Genomic DNA, 21,929 nt, shown 5'->3' with positions numbered 1-21,929 from the left:
AACCCCGTGATTAAACGTTATCTCATCACATTGCTACTGCTTTGTGCCGCTGGCAGTGTGATTTTCAGCTATTACCAGTCGTACTCAAGCAGCCCTTGGACACGAGACGGTCAAGTCAGTGCATACATTGTCTCAATCACACCGCGTGTGACAGGACAAGTTATTAACGTGTATGTCGAAGACAACTCGCAAGTGAAACAAGGCGATTTACTGTTTGAGATCGACCCTAGCATCTATAAAGCGGCATACCACAAAGCGTTGGCGACTCAAAAGCAAGCGGTCGCTCTGTTAGCAAAAGCAAAAAACGAAGAGCAACGCGCACTTAAGTTAGAAAAGCGCACACCTGGAGCTGTACCTGTACTGACATTGAACAATCTAAACAATGCGGTAGAAACGGCGGTTGCCAACGTGGAACTTGCGAAAGCCAATGTAGAGGAAGCAAAACTGAACCTTGATTACACCAAAGTTTATGCTCCAACGAATGGTTACATCACTAATTTGAACTTACGTGTCGGTTCTCAAGTGGTCGCCAACTCTCCGGTCGTTGCCTTAATTGATGAAGACAGCTTCTGGATAGAGGGTTACTTCAAAGAGACAGATCTGGTAGGCGTCAATCCTGAAGATACCGCTTACGTAACCTTGATGATGCACAACGATGTGCAACTAAAAGGTGAAATCAAAAGCATCGGCTACGGTATTGCAAAGCAAGATGGCAGCACAGGCAACGACCTCCTGCCAAATGTCAATCCGAACTTCCAGTGGATTCGTTTGGCTCAACGTATTCCCATCAAAGTAAAACTGGATGAACTGCCAGACGATCTACAACTTCGCGTGGGTATGACGGCTTCTATCAAAATCATTAAATAATTCGGTGATTGTTATGTTCAGCGCCTCTACCAAAGAAGCCATCAAAGCTGCACTCTCTATCGTTATCGCGATCTGCCTTGCCCTATGGTTTCAATGGGAGAAACCTTATTGGGCGGCAATTGCGGTCGCGGTGATGGCATTGAACGAAAGCTTCGCACACTCGATAAACAAAGGTAATAACCGATTGCTGGGAACCTTATTGGGCATCGGTTATGCCTTTTTTCTTATTGCGATGTTTTCTCAAGACCGCTTTTTGTTCCTCACCTTCTTCACCTTGTTTTTGGGTGTGTGCATTTTCATGTCGAGCGACGAAAAGTATGGTTATGTGTTTACCATCGGTTTTGCTGTGTGTTCGATCGTCGCCTGCATGGGTGGCTTTGACAATCAAGCAACGTTCCACTTCGCCGTCCTTCGTATGCAGGAGACGATTCTTGGCGTGATCACCTTCTCGGTGGTGTATCGCTTAGTGTGGCCAGTAAACACGGAACAAAACTTCATTCAGCGTTTTGAGATAAGCCGTGAGGTGATGCTTAGTGCCATGAATAACCCTCACCACATTGATATCGAAGCAGTGGAAACCAATACTGCCAACATAGAAAAAATGTTCCAATTGCTCGGTTTACCGCTTACTGGTAGCTACCGTTTAAAAGAGCATCGTCAGCTATGGCGCGCGCGTTTAAATGAGATGGCACAGCTCCAAGACCGATTGCTAGAACAAGCCGATAAGCCGCAACGTAACGAGATCGATTGGCCGACGTTAGCACAGCAACTTCAAAGCTTTGATATTAAAAAGCCGAGTACATCGTTTGTTGGCGACGTCCCTTTTGTCATTCAAGGAGATAACAATACTGTCTGGCATCATGAGCATCGGACCTTCATCCAGCATTTGAATGAAGACAGCAGAAAGGTACTGCAAGGTGTCTCCATGTTCGTGACGTCGCTGCTGATCTGGATTTACCTTCCTGTGCCCGGAGGGTTTATTTTCCCTATGCTGGCCGGTGTATTCTCATCACTCGTTCCTACCATGCCTCCGAGTATTATTAAGGATGCTTTTTTTGGAGTAATAGGCACGGGGACGGTAATCCTTCTGCAATACATTTTCTTAATGCCAATGATGACCGAGCTACGGCAACTTGCCTTGTTCTACTTCATTAACATCATCGTGATTTGGAAGGTCTTTTCCACACCAAAACTGATGGTACATAGAATTCTAGGTATTAACTTATTGGTTGTTTTGACATCGGGTGCGCTCAACTTAACCCCAGCGTATCGAATTGAAACGCCATTGCTGATGCTGGTAAACATTATGATCATTTTGATGATTGCCAAGTTGTTTACCGATCTGTTCCGTGTTCGCGTTACACCCTAAGCGTCACCTCCGTTCTTGAAACTAAAGCCCCGCATTGCTTTTGCTCTGCGGGGCTTTTTGCTTTGTTCACTGCCCTATTCCTGCCTCACCCTGAAAGCGAGGATAGTATCCATCAAAAGCGATTAACGGGATTTCTCTACCCACCATAAAATCCTCTCATTGATTTACGAAATGCAATTAAAAACACGGCATTCACAACATCAATCACAGCAAACACATCTATCTAACTGAACAAGAAGTTCAGTGACACATTAACTGTCTGAGTCTCGAAGGTTTGAGGCTATTCAGAGTGGAAATCGTCATGAGTTTTTTTGAAATACGCGCTAGCAAGACATCTTCTCTTACTGTGCTAGCGAGCGCACTAATGCTTACTACCCCCACTTTTAGCTTCGCCGCAGAAGAGACAACTTACAACGAAGTCATGGAACAAGGTCGCCAGCTCTTCGACAAATACGGTATCAGCCATGATCTACCAAAACTGGCCATCAGTTCTCTAGTACAAGGCGAGCACTTGGTAGAGCATGCTCACCGAACCGTTCAAATCGGCAACGAGGTCCGTGATTCTTCGGTGTTCCTTGTAAAGAACACCGACAGCAAGGGCAATATTGATCTACGCATCAAGTACAACCCTGAAGAGCTGGATAAGAACGAAAAAGTACTCGATGAAATCGAAGCCTTCACACGCACAGAATATCGTCTGCGTAATTACGCAGAGAGCTTTGACTCCTCATCGGTACGAGCAAAAGAAGATCAAAACGGTAATGTCATTGTCAGCTTCAATTACTCAAAATACGGGCTTCCACAAGACATCGCCTATTTCCGTTTCTTAAGCGTCGATATCGAGCTCGTTAACGGTGAACCAAAACGCATGGTCATCACTAACGAAAAGCCGTTCACACACCACAAATACAAGGTGGATACGTACCATCAAGAGATCCGCTTTCAAAAGCTGGATTCTGGCAAACTTGTGATTGCGAGCAAACACACTGAAATTGTTGGCTCAAGCAAAAACAAACCACTGAAAATGGTCAGCACTCTTAAACCTGTTGCCATCTATGAGGATGACATTGGTGTGCAAGTGTTGGATGAGAAACGCTTGAACGAAGTTTCTGACCCACGCATGCAAGAAGCCAGTGTAAAACTTGATCGTATCTTCCCATTAATGGGCGATATGGTGCGTCGACAAGGCATCGATTTACCGCTGCCATTTGGTGTGTCAATGGCTTACCGTAACCAAGATATGAACATCCCATTCAATGACTTCACTATTGATGGCGTGCGTCTAAACGACCTATTCGACCCAGAAGACACCGTCGGGATTGTGAACGCAGAGAGTTTCAGCATTCGTGGTGACGTCAATATCCTTCCTTTTTGGAACGTGTTTGGTTACGTCGGCAAAATCAATGTCGATGCTAACGTGGATGCGGGATACACAGGTGAAGGTGGCCAGTATATAAAAGACAAGCTGAATGATCGTCTACCGGGCTTAGGCGACAAGTTTTGTGATGGTTTGTCTGCGCTATGTAATCGCGGGCGACTGAACGTGCCAATTCACCTTGAATACGATTTGCGCGGTGTCGGTACAACACTCTCGGTTGGTTACAAAGAGTTCTTTGCTTCTGTGACTGGCACGTACTCTCAGACACGTTTAAAAGGCTTGGATGATTGGGGTGACGGCATTGTTACCGTTCAACCGATGCTTGGTTATCAGTTGGTCGACTACCGTACCCAGTTCTTTGTCGGTGCTGAATATCAAGGCTTGGACTCTCGTATGGATGGCCGAGTAAAAACCGGTGATATCGAGTTCGATTACGACATCGGTGTCGAGCTTAACGAATGGGCATTCCTGACAGGTTTCAATAAGCAAATCGGTAAGAACTACAACCTGACCATGCTTTACAACAAAGGCGAAACACGTGACTCACTAACCTTGAACTTGGGTTATCGCTTCTAATCGCACAAAGAAATAGCACACTTAGAAACAACACATTGGTAGGCCATTGGATGGTAGGACTGCATCCTACAAAGGCGATTATTGAAACAGTCACCGATGCCCTACCATTTGAGCCATCAATACAACAAGCCATCCAACCATTCACGGATTAATACCAAAGCGTCAGGACGTCGCTTGTTAGATGCCGTTTAACATTTTCGGTGTACGCACCAAATGACTTTTGGACATAACAATGACTTTACTCAATCGCTCAACTTTAGCCATTACCATCGCTCTTGCCTTAGCTGCCTGTAGTGATGATTCAAGCAAACCTAGCGTTCCGTACGATCCGGAGCCATTACAACCCTTACCGCCAGAGCAAATCTCTTTGGAAATTGGTGATGCGACCATTCAAGCCACTAAAGAGTCCCTTGTCATCACCCCTCTTGATGCGGATGAAAAACTGGCAGCGGTAGAGGCGTTCAAAGGTATCCAATTTGCGCAAGCAGACCGCTTTCAGCACAGCATTGTGGCCCCACTTGAAGGCGATATTGATGCGACTCAGTTCGGTGATGCGTGTCCGCAATTAAAAACCACGACACAAACGCAGTCAGAAGATTGTTTGAACCTAAACATTTGGCGACCAACAGGGACAGAAGCGTACGCAGATTTGCCAGTTTATGTCTTTGTTCACGGCGGTGACTTTGAATACGGCGCGGGCTCAGAACCGTTGATTCATGGTGATATGGTGGTTGCACAAGGTGCTGACGATGGTAACCCGTTTATTGCTGTTACTTTTAACTATCGCTTGGGCTTGTTGGGCAGTGTTTGGGTCGATGGTTTGGACAACCCAGAGGGCGGTAACTTTGGCCTAGGCGATCAAAAACACGCGCTTGAATGGGTTCAACAAAACATAGAGGCATTCGGCGGCAATCCGCAAAACGTGACACTCATGGGTCAAGGTGCGGGTGCCATGTCGGTGGGAATTTTACAGCAATCAAAAGGCGATGCTGCAATTGCAGGTGAGCACTTTCAACGTGCCATCATGCAAAGCAACGCTTACGGCTTTGAATATAAAAGTTACGATGTAGCCAAGAGCCAAAGACCAGAGCAAAGCGTTGAAGATCTTGCGTTGCTACCACTTGACGAGGTCATGAAGGTACAGAGCGAGATGCTTGATCCTATTCAACGTCTTAAGAGCTGGGTACTGACCGCTGCGAATATTCCGGTTATCAGTCCCACACGAGACAAAAGCCCATTAGCTACGTTGATGCCATTTGCGCCTTACATCGAGCATCGCCCACCAGCGTTTCTAGTGAAAGAAGTACCAGGCTATCACTTTACTGAACAAGCGATTGAGAGTGAATGGATCGTACCGACGGTAATTGGCTCAAACAGTGCAGAAAGCAATACTCTGGGCATGCTGCCGAGCCTGACATTTTTGATCCCAACTATCTTTGATATTTTGAGCCAAGAAGCGCCAGAAATCATCGAAAGTGGTGACGAAACCTTAATCGTCGAATACATGGTGGAGTGGCTAGAATCGGATGCGAACTTGAACCGTTTACGCGCTGAATATCGTTCATTACTCAGCGATTCAGCTTCGATTGAACTCGATCTTTCTGACTTATTGGAACTACTGCCTAGCACCGCTTATGAGGCGATGACTAAGTTGTTTTTCGGTTTGGGGAACTCCGATTCAACCACGGAGTTACTTGCTCTGGCTGACTTTTTCCCTAACGATGAAAGTGAACTGAATGGCGCGGCGAAAAACATGCAGCAATTCAAAACCACGTTGCATGATTTGCTCTTCACGGGTCCAAACCGTCATAAAGTTTCAACTGAAGAAGCAACAGGAGCAACGCCAAGCTTCTACTACTTTGACTACAAACCTGGATTCAACGTATGGACTTACAATACCAAAGGTGAAAATGGCGATCTCGACGTTGGCGATTTACTCAAAAGCATCAGTTGTATTGTCGGCGCTTGTAATGCATCGGAATTACCATTTGTGTTTAACAAGACATTAAAGCTTGATGGTTCAAGTGTTCGCCCAGGTAGCAAAGACAAAGCAATGATGAACGAACTCTCTCGTATGTGGTTTAGCGAACGTTTATTTGAAGACTTCCAATACAACAGCGCGACTGACCGAGTATTGCTGATCGATAACGATGGCGGTATTCAATCCACACAAGATTGGGACAATGCTCATCACTCAGGCATCGATCCAAAACTGCGCCAAGGTCGCCTCAACGGTCTCGAGGAACTTGGGCTGATTCTGAGTCACATGTAACGTTATCTTCAGTCACTAATAGCTCGTTACCAAATACCTAAAAGCCAGTTCACTGGCTTTTTTCATCCTTATTCCTTGAACATCATTAGGAAGGTTTACTCATGTTTCCTAACGCCCTTCGTGCCCTGCTACTCTTTATCTTCAGCGCACTATTGGTTGGCTGTGCCCAGCCCTACCCGCAAGTTGAACCGGATTTTGAAGCCAATTGGCAAACTACTCAGCATCAAGCCGAAGTTTACTTAATTCCTAACGCTCCGGAAGCCTTTGCGCGTCGCGTTGAACTGGTTAGAAATGCTCAGCAAAGCATCGATATGACTTACTTTTCTTGGGAGAGTGACACGCTTGGTTTGATGCTACTCAATGAACTCAAACAAGCAGCAGATCGAGGCGTGCAAGTTCGACTCACTCTCGATGATCTATTGGTTTTTAACGAGAAATGGCTTGCTGATCTCAGCGCTCACGACAACATTCAAATTCGTTTATTCAATCCGTTTGATTCACGTAAGTCAGGTTGGATTGGTCGCGCCGTCAACTTCTCTACTCATCAACAACGTTTGGACAATCGTCTGCACGAGAAGTACTTCAACGTTGACCATCAATGGATGATTCTAGGTGGACGTAACATTGGCGACGACTATTTTGGTTACAGCCGCAAAGCCAACTTCTTTGATATGGATGTCTTGTTCAAAGGCAGCATTATTCGAACGTTCGACCAGAACTACCAACAACTTTGGGACAGCGAGCATGTCACGCCAATAGAAAACATCGTTAAAGTTACCCCAAACTATTCCGCGTTTACTCAAGCGCTTAATAAAGGTGAGAAAGACAAAAGCATCATTCTGGCGGAAGTTGAAAAACAGGTTAAACACCTGACCAGTCCCGACTTCATCACTGCGCAAGTCACCCCCGTTTTCGACTCATTAAACAAGTTAGAAAACAACAAACCCTACTTTAGAAAACGTGCAGAACACCAAGTTTGGCAACAAATAGCCACTGCGTCTAAAGCCGTGATATCAACGCCTTACGTGGTACCAAGTGATGGTGAATTTGCCTTTATTGATACCTTGATGGAGCAAAAAGCGGACATCACGTTAATGACGAACTCGTCTGCTTCTAATGATTCTGGCTTTATTCCGGCTTATTACGAGGAGCATCGCCAAACCCTGTTGGATAAGGGCGTTCATATACTTGAGTACAAAAACCAAGCGAAAAATGATGACCATTACTTCCATGCGGATACTTATTATCACAACAAGACGGTGATACTCGATGGTCGGCTGACTTATATCGGCTCATCAAACTTCGACCCAAGATCGGACTTCCTCAATGTGGAATTTGGTGTGTTGGTCCAAAGCGAAGCCTTTGCAGAACATGTCATGCACTACTTAAATCGACAACAAGATGAACTGTTTTGGCGAGTATCTCGAGATGGACAAGGCCAAACTCAATGGCAATCAATGAATGAGATCCATACTAAGAATCCAAACTATGGTGGATGGCATAAGGCGCCTAACTGGATATTCAAGAAACTGAATGGTGAGTTCGAGCTCTAAACAATCAAGACTTAAAAAGGCTCTCTATCTGCAAGGATGAGAGCCTTTTTAATGCCCGCTAAAACTGCGTGCCTAGTGAGAAGTGAACGCGGAATTGGTCTCCTTGCGGAGCATCTAAACCATAAGCAAAGTCCACTTTGACAGGCACGTATTTTGAATTCCATATCAAACTCAGCCCTGTACCGCTTTTCCAATCCACCCTATCGTTGAAGGCATCACCAACATCATAAAATGCCCCAAGCCACAGTTGGCGGTAGACCTGATATTGATATTCCAGCCCAGCAGTAAACATGTAACGAGCACCCGTTAAATCGCCATTTTCATCTCTCGGAGAGATAGACTCATAACCATAACCACGAAGATTGCCATCACCTCCCGCAAAGAAGCGTAACGAGGATGGAATATCGCTCAAAGTGTCAGCGACATTAATGCCAACATTAGAACGAAAGTGAAACTTGTGTTTTTCACTAATGTCCCAAGACAGAACACTATTGCCCTCAATACGCAGCAAACGAGAATCGGAGAAAAAATTAGGGTCTGAGTATTCCAATGAGTAGACGTGACGGTGCTTTACTTCTAATTGATCGTTCTTACGATCAAGCAGTGAAAATGTCACCCCCGGTAATAACAACTGTGATTCGTTATTCTCCGACGCTTGTCGATAACTTTCTTGCAAATAACGAACGTGCATGGTGCTTTGCCAATCACTGTCTAACTGCCAGTGCTTTTCAAACGATAAATCATTAGAAAAACTCGATGTATCTCGATAATCGACATGCTTAGATTCAAACTGAATCCCGTAGTAATCCGTTAGAACATTTTGTGTGGGAATTTTATAACCAAGTAATAGCGATTGTTCCGGTTTGGAAACGTACGCTTGTGCCTCAAAACCGTGTCCACGTGCGTTGTACCAAGGCTTGGTCCAGTTCAGCGAAGCGCGTAATCCCAAGTCTGTCGAATATCCTCCACCGACTTGCACAATATTGCGTGAATTCGGCTCTGCGAGCACTTCTATCGGCACCTTATGACCATCGGATATCTCCTCGAAATCCGCTTTCACAATCACACTGCGAAACCAATCAGTATTGGAGAGGTCGGCCTGATATTGACTCAATTTCAAAGTGTCAAAATCGTCGCCCCTTTCAAATGTTCTCATCGCTTCTATTCGTGCCGTTTCGATACCCGACGTAAGGACAGACAGCTCTCCAAATTGGTAACGAGAACCACTAGAGAAATGCAGATTTACATGGGCTTGATTCACACTTGGAATGACTTCCAAAGACGATTCGATAAAACGTCCATCCAAGTAACCTTTTTGCTGAGCCAATGAAATCAAGTTTCGCTTTAGCGTATCGTACTCAGAATGAAGCAACGGCTGCCCTTGTTTAAGTTGAGCTTGATTCATCAGTTCGATGAAATCCTGATCGTTACTGGCTTCTCCCGACACAGCAATATTAGATTTTTTGACCAACATCACCTCCCCTGCGTCAACCTCAAGCGTGATGATATCATTTTCCGATCTCTTAACATTGAGCTCGGAATGATAGTAACCATAAGGATTTAACGCTGACCTAACCAGCTTGTTGAGTTGACTAATAGAAAGGTTTTCAGCCGGCACTTCAGCTAATGGCAAGAGGTAATATTCTAGGTTCTTCTCCAGTGGTTTTGATAAACCTTGTATAACAAATTCTGCGGCCAAAGCGTCACCAAAAGGAAGAGAAGCGAATACAGAAATTCCAACAAGTTTTTGGACAAGAGAAGCCACAGATCTGCCTAAGTGAGTTTGACACTCAACTAGGCTAAAGGCACTGCAGAAAACACGTTAATCGTGTATGTAGGATGATTACCTACAAACGCTTACGAGAAGATAACCTCATGCACCTTCCGCACCACTCTTACTCTTTCTCTCCTAAACTAAAACAAGTCACGCGATACACGCTTCAAACGTTTGATTTGTGAATACAGTAGAAACGGTAAAAGTCATAGACATAAATAGGAGATGCTCATGCCGACTGTGGACTTGCTTCTGAAAACTTCAATTATTCCATCAAGAAAGGTGCTGATAAAGACTCTTGTTTACGCCTCTAAGACAAATTCGCCTATCAAGATTTATGGAGAGGATTATCGTAGAAGCGAAGATCACACCTTTTTTGATTTCATTAGTGATAAAGCGCGAGATGCCAAGCGTACAAACGATAGATACTTAAATTGGACTATACAAGTACTTGAAAAAGTTGCTCTTATAGCGAAAGAAGAAGACTTAAAATACGAGCTAGATTTTATACATTTGGACGGACGGAAATGGATCTCACAGCTGATCAGAGAGTCAGATAATAACAACACGCTCTTTGTTGACGCAAAGAGTATCAATATATCGCACGAGCTGATGTCAGCTTTGATAACCGAGAACAAAAACTTGTTCTTACTCACTGACAAGCCGTGGTCAACATCAACCCTAGTGCTCGGAGCGATAGATCCATTACACAGGGACGACGAAAGCGGCACTATAGATCGGGCAATCATCAAAGCAGGGTTGCGTCTTTCTGACACACTGGCACAAAGTTTCAAGCTTGTTTATTGCCAATACGTCGCGGAATATTTGACAGAATTCAGTCGAGAAATATTACAAAGCCAGAAAGAAGGGGTATTGGACTTCCTCAAAGATAAAAACCTCAACTCGGTTCCCTTAACCTTCATCAGAGGAAACCCTGACTTCGCCCTTGTTGAAGCAGTGAAAATACACAAAGGAACGCTGCTAGTGCTTGGTGCATGCCGAAGAAGCAGCGCATCTCGTTACTGGATGGGAAGTACCGTAGATAGCCTATTACAATCTCCTCCATGTGATATGCTGCTCGTAGCTGAGCATTAAAAACTACCTCTCCCTCCTATTACAAGGACGCAATTATGAGTTTCATGATCGAACATTGGGACTTTTCGAGTGAAAAACCGATAAAAAAGGAGAACTCAACTGAAGTCATAGAAGCTGATCATTGGTATCACTGTGAAAGAGGTCACCTCGCTATCCGAGGCTGGCTAGAGTTCAACGCAATACCAAGATCGACGATAGATAACTTGCTTGCAGACGAGAGCCGCCCTTCTTTCCATCAACTGGATGGAGAAAACTTTTTGCTCATTTTGCGCGGTGTCAATATGAACGCTAACGCATCACCAGAAGACATGCTTAGTATCCGAATTCTCTATTACAACGGCGCACTCATCTCAACACGTAAAACACCATCCCGAGCGATCATGGATATTAGAGAGGCTCTAGCGGAAAGGAAGGGACCGCAAAGCCTTGCTAGCCTGTTGAACTATATTATTGATGGGTTAAACGGCAAGATTGATACGTACTTGGATTTTATCGAGAATACATTGAACGAATTCGACGTAAGTGATGAGTCAACTCATAACCATATTTCAGCGCAAAAAGCACTGATTTCAATAAAGCGATTCATACGGCCACAGCAATACGCGATTCGAGATTTGATTGAGTCTGAAGTCCCATTAGTGACCACAAGGCCACACCAGTATCGGTTTGCTCATAACAACATCATTCGAATTAATGAAACCATCGATTTCTTTCTTGGAGAGGTCGAGCTGTTTCAAGAAGAAATTAGGCACCTACGGGATCAAAAGACAAACAAAAATAGTTATCTCTTCACCTTGGTCGCTACCATCTTCCTACCTACTAGCTTTTTAACTGGCCTACTAGGAATCAATATTGGAGGCATGCCTGGCGTCGACTCCTCAATGGCATTTACATGGTTTTGTATCGCTCTTGTTGTAATATTTGGGCTCGAGGTGGTTTTACTAAAGTATTTAGGCTTCACAAACAAAAAAGAGCCATGATAGCGGCTCTTTATTGTTCCAAAGTGTAATCGGCCTACGCCACTTGCTTGGACTTAAAGTTACCAAGCAGCGCATCGTACAACTCGTTATCACTCAATACGCCCACTAGCTTGTTCTCTTCTACTAGCAATATCGGCTGGTTGCTGCGTTGCTTTAGTTCAATCGCCTCACGCATGCTGATATCTGGATTGGCTTGAACAACCGTGCTTTCGCCAATGTCGTCGAGTGTGGTTGAACCACTTTCCCAATTCACCAACGACTTATCGGAATCCACTAGCGTTAAGCCTTTCGGCTCTTGCTCGACCCAAATCTGCTTATCTGCACACACCAATACGCGGTCATTCTGCTGCTTAAGCTCGGTGCTCGCTTGCATCAGTGAACGACCTTTCAATACGTTGAGCGGATTAGTGTGAGCCACAAAGTCCGCCACATACTCATTTTCTGGAGCAAGGATGATTTGCTCAGGCTTGCCGTGTTGAATCAGTTTGCCCGATTCCATAATGGCAATGTTGTTACCGATTTTCAGCGCTTCATCTAAGTCATGGCTCACAAACAAAATCGTCTTGTTGAGCTTCTCTTGCAGTTGAATCAATTCATCTTGAAGCTGAGCGCGAATCAAAGGATCGAGCGCAGAGAACGGTTCATCCATTAGTAGGATGTCGGTATCCATAGCAAAAGCGCGAGCCAAACCAACACGCTGCTGCATACCGCCTGAAAGCTCATGTGGGAACTTGCTCTCCCACTCGCTTAGCCCAACCATTTCTAGTTGTTCACGCGCTTTTTTTCGACGTTCCGCTTTGCCAATACCCTGCATCTCAAGACCAAACGCCACGTTATCCAATACAGTCAACCACGGCATCAGCGCAAATTTTTGGAACACCATAGAAACGCGATGAGTACGCAAGTTACGCAGAGTCTGCTCGTCACAATTGGCAAGCTCCACCATGTCTTCGCCATCTTTGATTTTGAGTGAGCCACGAGAGATCTCATTCAAACCATTAACGGCACGAAGCAAGCTGGATTTACCCGAACCGGAAAGCCCCATCAATACACAGATCTCACCTTGTTTGACGCTCATTGAGACCTTATCAACACCAACTACTTGTCCGGTTTCATCAATGATCTCTTGGCGAGACTTGCCTTGGTCTAAAAGCGCCAATGCTTGCTCTTGCTGCTGACCAAACACAACGTCGAGGTTTTCAATCGTAATTGCATCCATGTTATGCCTCCTTCTGGTTTGGTGCTTTGCATAGGCGATCGAGAATAATCGCGACCAAAACAATCGCTAAACCGGCTTCAAAGCCTTGGGAAATGTTCACGGTGTTCAGTGCTCGTACGACTGGTTTACCCAGACCATCGGCACCTACTAGTGCGGCTATCACCACCATAGAAAGTGACAACATGATGCATTGGGTCACACCCGCCATAATGCTTGGCAATGCGGCTGGGAGTTCGACTTTGAATAGTAACTTCATGCGACTGGCACCAAAGGCTTTACCCGCTTCAATCAGCTCTTCTGGCACTTTGGTGATGCCAAGGTAAGTCAGACGAATTGGCGCGGCAATAGCAAAGATAATGGTGGAAATCAGACCCGGAACGATGCCTAAACCAAACAGAACTAATGTTGGGATCAGGTACACAAACGTTGGTACGGTCTGCATTAAATCGAGTATCGGGCGCAATAAGGTATACAACCAAGGGCGATGCGCCGCCATGATGCCAAGCGGCACGCCAATTAATACGGAAATCGTTGTCGCAGCGAAGACGAGAACAAAGGTTTCCAGCATTTCTTGCCAGTAGCCGAGGTTAAGAATAGTCAGTAGCGCCAGCACGATAAACACAACTAAAGGAATGCTGCGGTGTAGGAACCACGCAATCGCTGCGGTCATGATGATTGGTGCTGCCGGTGGCATCCATTTGAAAATATCCACCACGAACAGAATGATGGTTTCGAGAAAAATAGAGATAGCATCAAAGAAACCCGACGCATTCATGGTTAACCAATCTACGCCTGTTTCCATCCATTCGCCCAACGGAAGTTTGTTGTCCGTAATAAAATTCACAATAAAACCTTTGTGTTAATAGGCGGGCATCACTGCCCACCTTTTCCTAAAGAGAGGAATGATTAAGCGTTTGTTTTTAGGTAAGAAGTAATCGCTTGTTTTGCATCTTTGCCGTCTAGCGTCTTCACGCCTTCTAGCCATGCTTCAAATTGTTGTGGGTTGGCATTCAACCATTCTTGTGCTGCTTTCGCTGGCTTCTGCTTTTGGTTTAGAATCGCTTCCATCAACTGGTTTTCCATCTCTAGGCTGAACTCTAGATTCTTAAGCAGTTGACCCACGTTTTGACACTCAGATAGGTAGTCTTGACGCACGTTGGTGTAAACATTTGCACCGCCGTAGTTAGGGCCAAAGAAGTCATCACCGCCAGATAGGTATTCCATCTCTACATTGCTGTTCATTGGGTGTGGTGCCCAACCTAGGTAAACGATCCATTGGTTACGACGCACAGCACGAGACACCTGAGACACCATGCCTGCTTCGCTTGATTCCACTAGGCTGAAGTCTTTCAAGCCGAATGCATCGCTGTCGATCATATCTTGGATCAAACGGTTGCCATCGTTACCCGGCTCAATGCCATAGATGCGGTCTTTAAATTTGTCGGCATGTTTTACCAAGTCAGCAAAGCTTTTCACGCCTGCGTCGTGCACATACTTTGGTACGGCTAGTGTGTATTTCGCGCCCTCTAGGTTTGCGCGAACGGTTTCCACTGTGCCAGCTTCACGGTATTTGGCGATATCGCCTTCCATGGTTGGCATCCAGTTACCTAGGAATACGTCAATGTCGCCGTTTGCCATTGAAGAGTACGTAACAGGTACAGACAGAAGATCGGTCTTAGTTTTGTAGCCCAAGCCTTTAAGCAGTTCAGAGGTAACCGCTGTGGTTGCAGTAATGTCTGTCCAGCCTACATCGGCAAATCGAACAGTTTCACATTGGTTGGCGTAAGCACCTGTTGCTACTGCACTCAGTGCGATAGATGAAAAGATTTTTGTCATCGTAGACATGTTTAAATTCCTTGTAATGATTACTGACTTTATGAGATTGAGCTTAAGTCTCTTTTCGGCGGACGCATTCGTTGCGTCTCTTGCCAGTTCGGAGCAATCCAAACCGGTGTGTTATTCGATTCTTCGAGTACGTTCCCCAAGATCATGTCCGCAGCACGCTCTGCGACCATGATGGTTGGTGCGTTTAAGTTGCCATTCGGAATCGTTGGGAAGATGGATGAATCCACCACACGCAAGCCTTCAATGCCGCGCACTTGGCAGGCTTCATTCAGAACTGCCATTGGATCATCTTCTGAGCCCATTTTGCAGCTGCACGATGGGTGGTAAGCACTTTCCACGTTTTGCTTCACCCACTCATCAATCGCTTCATCGCTGGTGATGCTAAGACCAGGTTGAATTTCTTCACCGCGGAACGCATCCATTGCAGGTTGATTGAGGATTTCACGCGTTAGGCGAATACAGTCTCGCCAATCCTGCTTATCTTGTTCCGTCGAGATGTAATTGAACTCGATTTTTGGTTTGTCATTTGGGTTAGCAGAAACCACTTCGACACTGCCGCGACTCTCAGGCTTGTTTGGACCAACATGCACTTGGAAACCGTGACCATCAAACGCAGCGCGTCCGTCATAACGCATTGCTGCTGGTAGGAAGTGATATTGAATATTTGGTGATTTCAACCCTTCACGAGAGCGGATGAACGCACACGATTCAAAGTGGTTGGTTGCGCCCAGACCTTTGCGCGTCAGAATCCACTCCGTACCAATCAAACCTTTGCTGATCAAACCTAACTTGCTGTTTAGCGTGATCGGCTGTTTACAGTGGTACTGGAAGTACACTTCAAGGTGGTCTTGTAAGTTCTTACCCACGCCTTCTAGTGCGTGTTTCACTTCAATGCCCGCTTTCTCAAGCACAGTCTTAGGACCGATACCCGAAAGTTGCAGCAGTTGTACCGAGCCGATGGAACCCGCACTCGACACAACCTCTTTGTTAGCAAAGCACTGTTTGATTTTGCCAGATTGCTCAAACTCAATGCCGACCGCTTTCTTGCCTTCAAGCAAAATACGGTGAGCAGTTACGCCTTTCATCAAGGTGAAGTTGCTGCGCTTTTTTGCACGGCTTAAGTAAGCGTTAGAGGTAGAAGCGCGCACGCCTTTATCTACTGTCATGTGCATCGGACCGAAGCCCTCTTGCTGATAACCGTTATAGTCTTGCGTTTCTGGGTAACCTGCATCTTTGCCCGCTTCAATAAACGCTTGGTAAAGTGGGTTCAACTTCATGTCGTTACCGTTGCACGTCCCTACTGGACCGCTGTCGCCACGGTATTCGTCTGCGCCGCCTGTCCACGTTTCCGCTTTTCGGAAGTACGGAAGACACGCTTGGTAGTTCCAGCCTTTTGCGCCTTCTGCTTCCCATTCGTCAAAGTCACAAGCATGACCACGAACATAAACCATGCCGTTAATCGAAGAACTGCCGCCTAACACTTTGCCGCGTGGACAATGCAGTTGGCGTCCGTCTAACCCCTCTTCCGCAACAGTTTCAAACTGCCATGCGTACTTTTCAGTGTTCATTGGGTATGACAACGCCGTTGGCATTTGAATGAAGATACTTTTGTCTGAGCCACCCGCTTCCAGCAGTAAGACTTGGTGTTGGCCGCTTTCACTCAAACGATCCGCCAAAACACAGCCTGCCGAGCCAGCACCGACGATGATGTAATCGTAGTGTTGTTGCATTACAAATCCTCCTGACTGATTAGGCGTAAGGGCTGTCGAAATCACCCAAATGCACTAACACGCTCTTGGTTTGGGTGTAATGCTTGAGGGTTTCGACACCATTTTCACGTCCAATGCCAGACAGTTTGTAACCGCCAACTGGCATTTCAGCTGGGGAGTCGCCCCACGTATTAATCCAACAAATGCCAGCTTGAATTTGATGAATGACGCGGTGTGCACGAGAGAGGTTTTGCGTGAACACGCCAGCCGCAAGTCCGTAATCGGTGTTGTTAGCGCGTGCAATCACTTCGTCTTCGTCACTGAACTTAAGCACTGACATTACGGGACCAAAGATCTCTTGCTGCACGTGCGGCATGTCGTCTTCGCAATCAATGAAAACCGTTGGCACAACAAAATTGCCGCTCGCCAAGCCGTTTTCTGTGACTTTGTAGCCGCCGGTTAGTAGTGTTGCTTTGCTTGCTTTCGCTTGTTCAATTGCAGAAAGGACTTTTGATTCGTGCTCTTTGGAAATTAGCGCGCCAATTTGGGTTTGCTCATCAAGCGGATCGCCAACCACCAGCAGTTCGGTACGTTTCTTAAGTTGAGCGACAAACTCATCATAAATGCCTTCATGCACGAACACGCGAGTACCGTGTGTACAAACCTCACCTTGGGTGTAGAAGTTCGCGACCATTGCAGCAGAAACCGCGTCGTCTAGCTTGGCATCGTCAAAAATGATCATTGGAGACTTACCGCCAAGCTCCATTGTGACTTGCTTCAGCGTCGCGGCGCTATCACCCATCACGACTTTGCCCGTACCCGATTCACCCGTGAAAGAGACTTTAGCGATGTCTGGATGTGCGGTGAGCATCTGCCCTACTCGGTAATCACCTTGAATAACGTTGAACACGCCATCTGGCAATCCCGCTTCGCTGTAGATTTCTGCTAGTTTGAGTGCGGTTAACGGGGTTTCTTCTGATGGTTTAAAGATCATCGCATTACCCGCAGCAAGTGCAGGTGCAGACTTCCACATCGCGATTTGAATTGGGTAGTTCCACGCACCAATGCCTGCACAAATGCCCAGGGGCTCGCGGCGAGTGTAGAAAAACTGTGATTCATTCAGTGGTTGCTGTTCACCATGCATGCTAGGCGCAAGACCTGCGTAGTACTCGATCACATCTGCGCCCGTTGCAATGTCTACGCAATTCGCTTCTTGAATCGGTTTGCCCGTATCCGCGACTTCTAATGCTGCCAGTTCGTCGTTTCTTTCACGAAGTAGCGCCACCGCTTTAAGCAAAATACGACTGCGCTCTGTCGCCGTCATTGCAGACCAAATCGCAAAACCACGTTTGGCAGATTCAATTGCTGCTTGCATGTCTTGCTGGTTAGCCTGCTTCACATTTGCAAGCGGTTCACCATTGGCTGGATTGTATGTGGTGAAGTGTTCTTCTGAGCATCCTAGGTGCATGGCACCATCGATGTAGTGTGCTTTCATATCCATTTGAAGGTTTGACTCTTTATTTTAGTTTTGAGTAGAACGTGAGCTGTTTATCGAGATAGTCGTTAATGATGACGCGAGCTTTCTCGGCATCGATGCCTTGCGGGTTGAGCGTTCCGCGCAGCCAAATGCCATCAATCAGTGACGCAATACCATGCGCTACTAGCTCTGCTTGGTCTTGATCCAGCAAAGCTTTTAATTCTTTTTTTAGGTGAGAAAGGAGGCGTCGTTCATTCACTCGTTGCAGACGTTTGAGCTGTGCGTCATGCATGGAGTACGACCAGAATGCCAACCAAGTTTTTGCCACTTGGTTCTCGGCTTGGAAGCCCACAAAGTTGCCGTCGATGATGGCATTAATACGTTGATGATGCGCATCAGCTGGCAGCTGGCTTAAGTTCTCTTTGATGGTGGCAGAAAGCTGGCGCAGGATTTCACGCATGGTCTCTTCTAACAAGCCGTGCTTTCCACCGAAATAGTGATTAATGATCCCTGTTGATACCCCTGCTTCTTTGCTGATCAACGAGATACTCGCGGCGTGCAAACCTACTCTGTCGATGACCGACATCGTCGCTTTGACTAGCTGCGGTTTTCTGATTTCAGGCATCCCAACCTTGGGCATTTTGCATCCTTGTTATTTTTAATTGAACGGTTAGTTAAATATAAAATGCCTCAAATTTAGTTCGAACTCAAACTAATTATCTACAAAAAACAACAGAAACAGCCGAATCATTTCGACAACAATCATTATTAAAACTTGAGAAAAGAGAGAGTTTATGAAGATTTAACACGTAAAAACAGAAACACAAAAACCATTAAAATCAACAATTAGAGTATTTATAGCGCAAGTTATAGACGCAAAGACTCATGAAAACCCCGTGCTTATCAAAAGTACAAACAAAGATAAATGCAATGAACTCAAATATTTTCTACACATTTTATTTTTAAGTTTATTAATTGACCAAGGAATGACATGCCGCTTCATCACATCAAGTTCATTGCACCAGGATGTAAACACCTTGTGGCAGTCAAGATCGTTCAGTTTGATGACATTCTTTGTTTTTGTTGTCCGGTTTGGACAATAAAATGTCCGCTATCAACATGTGAAGTTCACTTTGCTAAAGACATACTGAATTCCATAAACGCAGATACTAATGAGGAGTCAGATATGTCAGCTCAACCACTTTACGACATTGACCAACCAGAAGCGGCGCTTCGTCCAACGTTAGAAACATTGAAAAGTGCTTTCTTAACCATTCCAAATCCAAGCGCTGGCATGCGTATTGAACGTCTTCAAAGACTGCACTCGGCTTTGTTAGCCTATCAAGACCGTCTCATAGACGCGGTAGATCAAGATTTCAATGGGCGCTCAAGTGCTGAAACCTTGATGATCGAGCTTCTGCCTATTCTTGAAGGAATTCATTACAACAAGAAAAGCCTGCGTAAGTGGATGAAACCATCTCGTCGCAAAACACCTTTGATGTTATTTGGCGCGAAAACTAAAGTGCATTACCAACCACTCGGTGTTGTTGGGATTGTTGTGCCTTGGAACTTCCCTATTTTCTTAGGTTTATCACCTTTGGCTGGTGCGCTGGCGGCGGGTAATTTGGCAATGATCAAAACTTCTGAATTTGCCCCAAAGACGGGTGAAGTGATGAAGCAAATGATCTCCGAATATTTCACATCTGACGAGGTTGTCGTGGTCAATGGTGGTGTTGAAGTCGCGACCGAATTCACCAAATTACCGTTTGACCATATTGTTTTCACTGGCTCAACTCAGGTTGGTAGCATTGTAATGCAAGCGGCAGCACAGAACCTGACTCCTGTGACCCTAGAATTGGGCGGCAAATCTCCTGCCATCATCCACGAAGACTTCCCTATCGAAGAAGCAGCTAAACGTATCGCTTTTGGTAAAGGTCTCAACGCTGGGCAAGTTTGCGTTTCACCCGACTACATTTTAGTGCCAAATGGCAAGGTGGATGAGTTTGCAGAAGCATTCAAAAACGCCATCTCCAAGCATTATCCAACCATGCGTGACAACCCGGATTACACCTCCATTATTACAGAGAGGCAGCGCGATAGATTGACTGACAACATTGCTGACGCGAAACAAAAAGGCGCAGAAGTGATGGTGATAAACCCAGCAAACGAAAACTTCTCTGGGACTCGAAAACTGCCTATGCATGTGGTTAAGAATATCACTCACGACATGCGAGTGATGCGTGAAGAGATCTTTGGTCCAATTTTGCCGCTAGTACCTTACGAAACGCTTGATGACGCCATTCAATACGTCCAAAGCAAGGATAGACCGCTTGCCCTGTACTACTTCGACTGGGATCAGAGCCGCATTGAGAAAGTGGTAGAAAACACTCATTCCGGCGGCGTGTGTATCAATGAAGTGATGACCCATACCATGGTCGATGATATGCCTTTTGGCGGTGTAGGGCCTTCAGGCATGGGGCACTACCACGGCAAAGAAGGATTCTTGAACTTCTCGAAAGCCAAATCGATTGTGCTCAAAGGTCGCTTCGATGCGAGCCAGTACATCTCTGCACCTTGGGGAAATAAGATATTCAACTTCTTCACCAACTTTCAGTTGAATCGTCTGAAGAAATTCTAAAACCAAATAGCCCTAATGACGCTAAGAGTCATTAGGGCTATTTGTGATCAACACGTTCTCTTAATACTACCAGGTGAGAAACCGAACTGCTTTACGAAGGCCCGAATAAAGCTGGCTGGCTCGGCATACCCTACTCGCCATGCGACGGTTTCTACGTTCAAACAAGAAGCCTCAAGTAACTGTCGAGCAATGGTCAAACGCGTGTTGGCATACAGTTCTCGATAAGTTGTCCCTTCGTCACTCAAACGTCTCCTTAAGGTTCGCTCTGTCATTGAGAGTTTGTCGGCGACCGCACTGAGCGTCTTCTCTTCTGCAATATCTTCGAGAACGACTTCTTTTACGCGCTCGGTCCACTGTTTCTCTTCGTCTTCTCCCTGAGCCACAATGGCATCACACTGTTCCAAACAGAACTTCAAGGTAACCGGATCGCTTTTTGGTAGCGGTTGATTGAGCATAGAATGAGGAATCACCAACGCATGGTGTGATTGCCCGCCTTTAACATGAATACCAAGAACCTGACTAAGTTTGTCGATGTGGTCCGGGTTATCTAGCGTGGTTTTCAGATAAAGGTCATCCAGTGCGGGCAAAGGTAATGCTTCACGCATAAAGTTAAGCGTAACGGCGGTATGCCTCTCTAAGATGAAAGGCGTTACTCGTTCAGACAAACCAGACATACCAAAACTCAGCTCACCACCTTCTTGCGTCTCTTTGAAAGTCAGTTTGGCTATCACCAAAGAGAGCGCGACATAGTCGATTGCTGTGTTGAACGCCGCACGCATCGTCGGACTGGTTAGTATCGCAAATCCCCAAATGCCGAACACATTCACATGCATTTGCTGACCTATTTCAACACCGAGCCCCACTTCACTTGGCACCAGTTTGACGTAGTTTTCGATCACCGCGACTTCTTGCGGCATGGTGAGTTTAAGATCGTCTTTGACAAGGTCTTGCTCTGTCAGCCCTGTGCCCGCTAAGCATTCCTCTAAAGGAATACCTCGCTTCTGTGCGGCATCACAAATCAATCGTACGCTGGTTATCGATCTCATAAGCGTCTCTGTAGGTGAACAAGGCTTACGAGTTTGAATTTTAATGCAATCATGCACTTATGCATAAACCATAACTTCCTGATTCAGGTATTTCCTTTTAAGCGAGAGTACTGATAGAAGTATAGAGCGTC

General features: G+C 45.8%; 16 protein-coding genes. 8 read left to right on the top strand and 8 right to left on the bottom strand.

The features are described 5' to 3' along the window. Nucleotides 1-6: 6 nt before the first annotated feature. From VCHENC03_RS24920 to VCHENC03_RS24940, 5 genes are all read left to right on the top strand, one after another. On the top strand, nt 7-867 hold the full coding sequence (locus tag VCHENC03_RS24920) for an HlyD family secretion protein (RefSeq protein ID WP_005435679.1): 861 nt from the start codon (nt 7-9) through the stop codon (nt 865-867). A gap of 13 nt (nt 868-880) precedes the next feature. Then, nucleotides 881-2,236 (top strand): FUSC family protein, encoded by a 1,356-nt coding sequence (locus VCHENC03_RS24925; protein WP_009704097.1) that lies wholly within the window; start codon nt 881-883, stop codon nt 2,234-2,236. Nucleotides 2,237-2,537: 301 nt separating this feature from the next. Continuing rightward, nucleotides 2,538-4,190 carry a hypothetical protein gene (locus VCHENC03_RS24930; RefSeq protein ID WP_032801930.1) on the top strand — a complete coding sequence of 551 codons (1,653 nt, stop codon included), beginning with the start codon at nt 2,538-2,540 and terminating at the stop codon, nt 4,188-4,190. A gap of 232 nt (nt 4,191-4,422) precedes the next feature. Continuing rightward, on the top strand, nt 4,423-6,462 hold the full coding sequence (locus VCHENC03_RS24935) for a carboxylesterase family protein (RefSeq protein ID WP_009704095.1): 2,040 nt from the start codon (nt 4,423-4,425) through the stop codon (nt 6,460-6,462). A gap of 101 nt (nt 6,463-6,563) precedes the next feature. Continuing rightward, on the top strand, nt 6,564-8,015 hold the full coding sequence (locus VCHENC03_RS24940; RefSeq protein WP_009704094.1) for a phospholipase D family protein: 1,452 nt from the start codon (nt 6,564-6,566) through the stop codon (nt 8,013-8,015). Nucleotides 8,016-8,073: 58 nt separating this feature from the next. On the opposite strand, the gene VCHENC03_RS24945 is transcribed toward VCHENC03_RS24940, so the two are convergent. After that, a complete protein-coding gene (locus tag VCHENC03_RS24945) occupies nt 8,074-9,780 on the bottom strand; it encodes an autotransporter assembly complex protein TamA (RefSeq protein ID WP_009704093.1) in 1,707 nt (568 codons plus the stop codon). Nucleotides 9,781-10,020: 240 nt separating this feature from the next. Here VCHENC03_RS24945 and VCHENC03_RS24950 point away from each other — a divergent pair, with 240 nt between their 5' ends. Beyond that, nucleotides 10,021-10,884 carry a universal stress protein gene (locus VCHENC03_RS24950; RefSeq protein WP_009704091.1) on the top strand — a complete coding sequence of 288 codons (864 nt, stop codon included), beginning with the start codon at nt 10,021-10,023 and terminating at the stop codon, nt 10,882-10,884. A gap of 35 nt (nt 10,885-10,919) precedes the next feature. After that, complete coding sequence (locus VCHENC03_RS24955) at nt 10,920-11,864, top strand: CorA family divalent cation transporter (RefSeq protein WP_009704090.1); 945 nt, start codon at nt 10,920-10,922, stop codon at nt 11,862-11,864. Nucleotides 11,865-11,898: 34 nt separating this feature from the next. On the opposite strand, the gene choV is transcribed toward VCHENC03_RS24955, so the two are convergent. The 6 genes from choV to betI form a co-directional block, all read right to left on the bottom strand. Further along, nucleotides 11,899-13,083, bottom strand: coding sequence for a choline ABC transporter ATP-binding protein (gene choV / locus VCHENC03_RS24960; RefSeq protein WP_009704089.1), 1,185 nt, complete (start codon nt 13,081-13,083; stop codon nt 11,899-11,901). 1 nt (nt 13,084) lies between these two features. Continuing rightward, nucleotides 13,085-13,927 carry a choline ABC transporter permease subunit gene (gene choW / locus VCHENC03_RS24965; RefSeq protein ID WP_005425967.1) on the bottom strand — a complete coding sequence of 281 codons (843 nt, stop codon included), beginning with the start codon at nt 13,925-13,927 and terminating at the stop codon, nt 13,085-13,087. Nucleotides 13,928-13,989: 62 nt separating this feature from the next. Further along, nucleotides 13,990-14,928, bottom strand: a complete 939-nt coding sequence (locus VCHENC03_RS24970) for a choline ABC transporter substrate-binding protein (RefSeq protein WP_009704088.1) — start codon at nt 14,926-14,928, stop codon at nt 13,990-13,992. 29 nt (nt 14,929-14,957) lie between these two features. Beyond that, on the bottom strand, nt 14,958-16,658 hold the full coding sequence (gene betA, locus VCHENC03_RS24975) for a choline dehydrogenase (protein ID WP_009704087.1): 1,701 nt from the start codon (nt 16,656-16,658) through the stop codon (nt 14,958-14,960). A gap of 19 nt (nt 16,659-16,677) precedes the next feature. Further along, nucleotides 16,678-18,138 carry a betaine-aldehyde dehydrogenase gene (betB, locus tag VCHENC03_RS24980; protein ID WP_009704086.1) on the bottom strand — a complete coding sequence of 487 codons (1,461 nt, stop codon included), beginning with the start codon at nt 18,136-18,138 and terminating at the stop codon, nt 16,678-16,680. Between the two features lie 16 nt (nt 18,139-18,154). Next, entirely contained in the window at nt 18,155-18,754 is a 600-nt protein-coding gene (gene betI / locus VCHENC03_RS24985; RefSeq protein WP_009700210.1) for a transcriptional regulator BetI, read from the bottom strand. Nucleotides 18,755-19,300: 546 nt separating this feature from the next. Here betI and VCHENC03_RS24990 point away from each other — a divergent pair. Next, nucleotides 19,301-20,752, top strand: coding sequence for a coniferyl aldehyde dehydrogenase (locus VCHENC03_RS24990; protein ID WP_009704085.1), 1,452 nt, complete (start codon nt 19,301-19,303; stop codon nt 20,750-20,752). Between the two features lie 47 nt (nt 20,753-20,799). On the opposite strand, the gene VCHENC03_RS24995 is transcribed toward VCHENC03_RS24990, so the two are convergent. After that, complete coding sequence (locus VCHENC03_RS24995) at nt 20,800-21,798, bottom strand: AraC family transcriptional regulator (RefSeq protein ID WP_032801929.1); 999 nt, start codon at nt 21,796-21,798, stop codon at nt 20,800-20,802. Nucleotides 21,799-21,929 lie beyond the last annotated feature (131 nt).

Origin of the sequence: Vibrio sp. HENC-03, assembly GCF_000305755.2 — a bacterium.
Classification (GTDB): domain Bacteria; phylum Pseudomonadota; class Gammaproteobacteria; order Enterobacterales; family Vibrionaceae; genus Vibrio; species Vibrio owensii.
The sequence above is the reverse complement of the archived record's forward strand: the minus strand, read 5'-3'. Positions and strand labels throughout refer to the sequence as shown.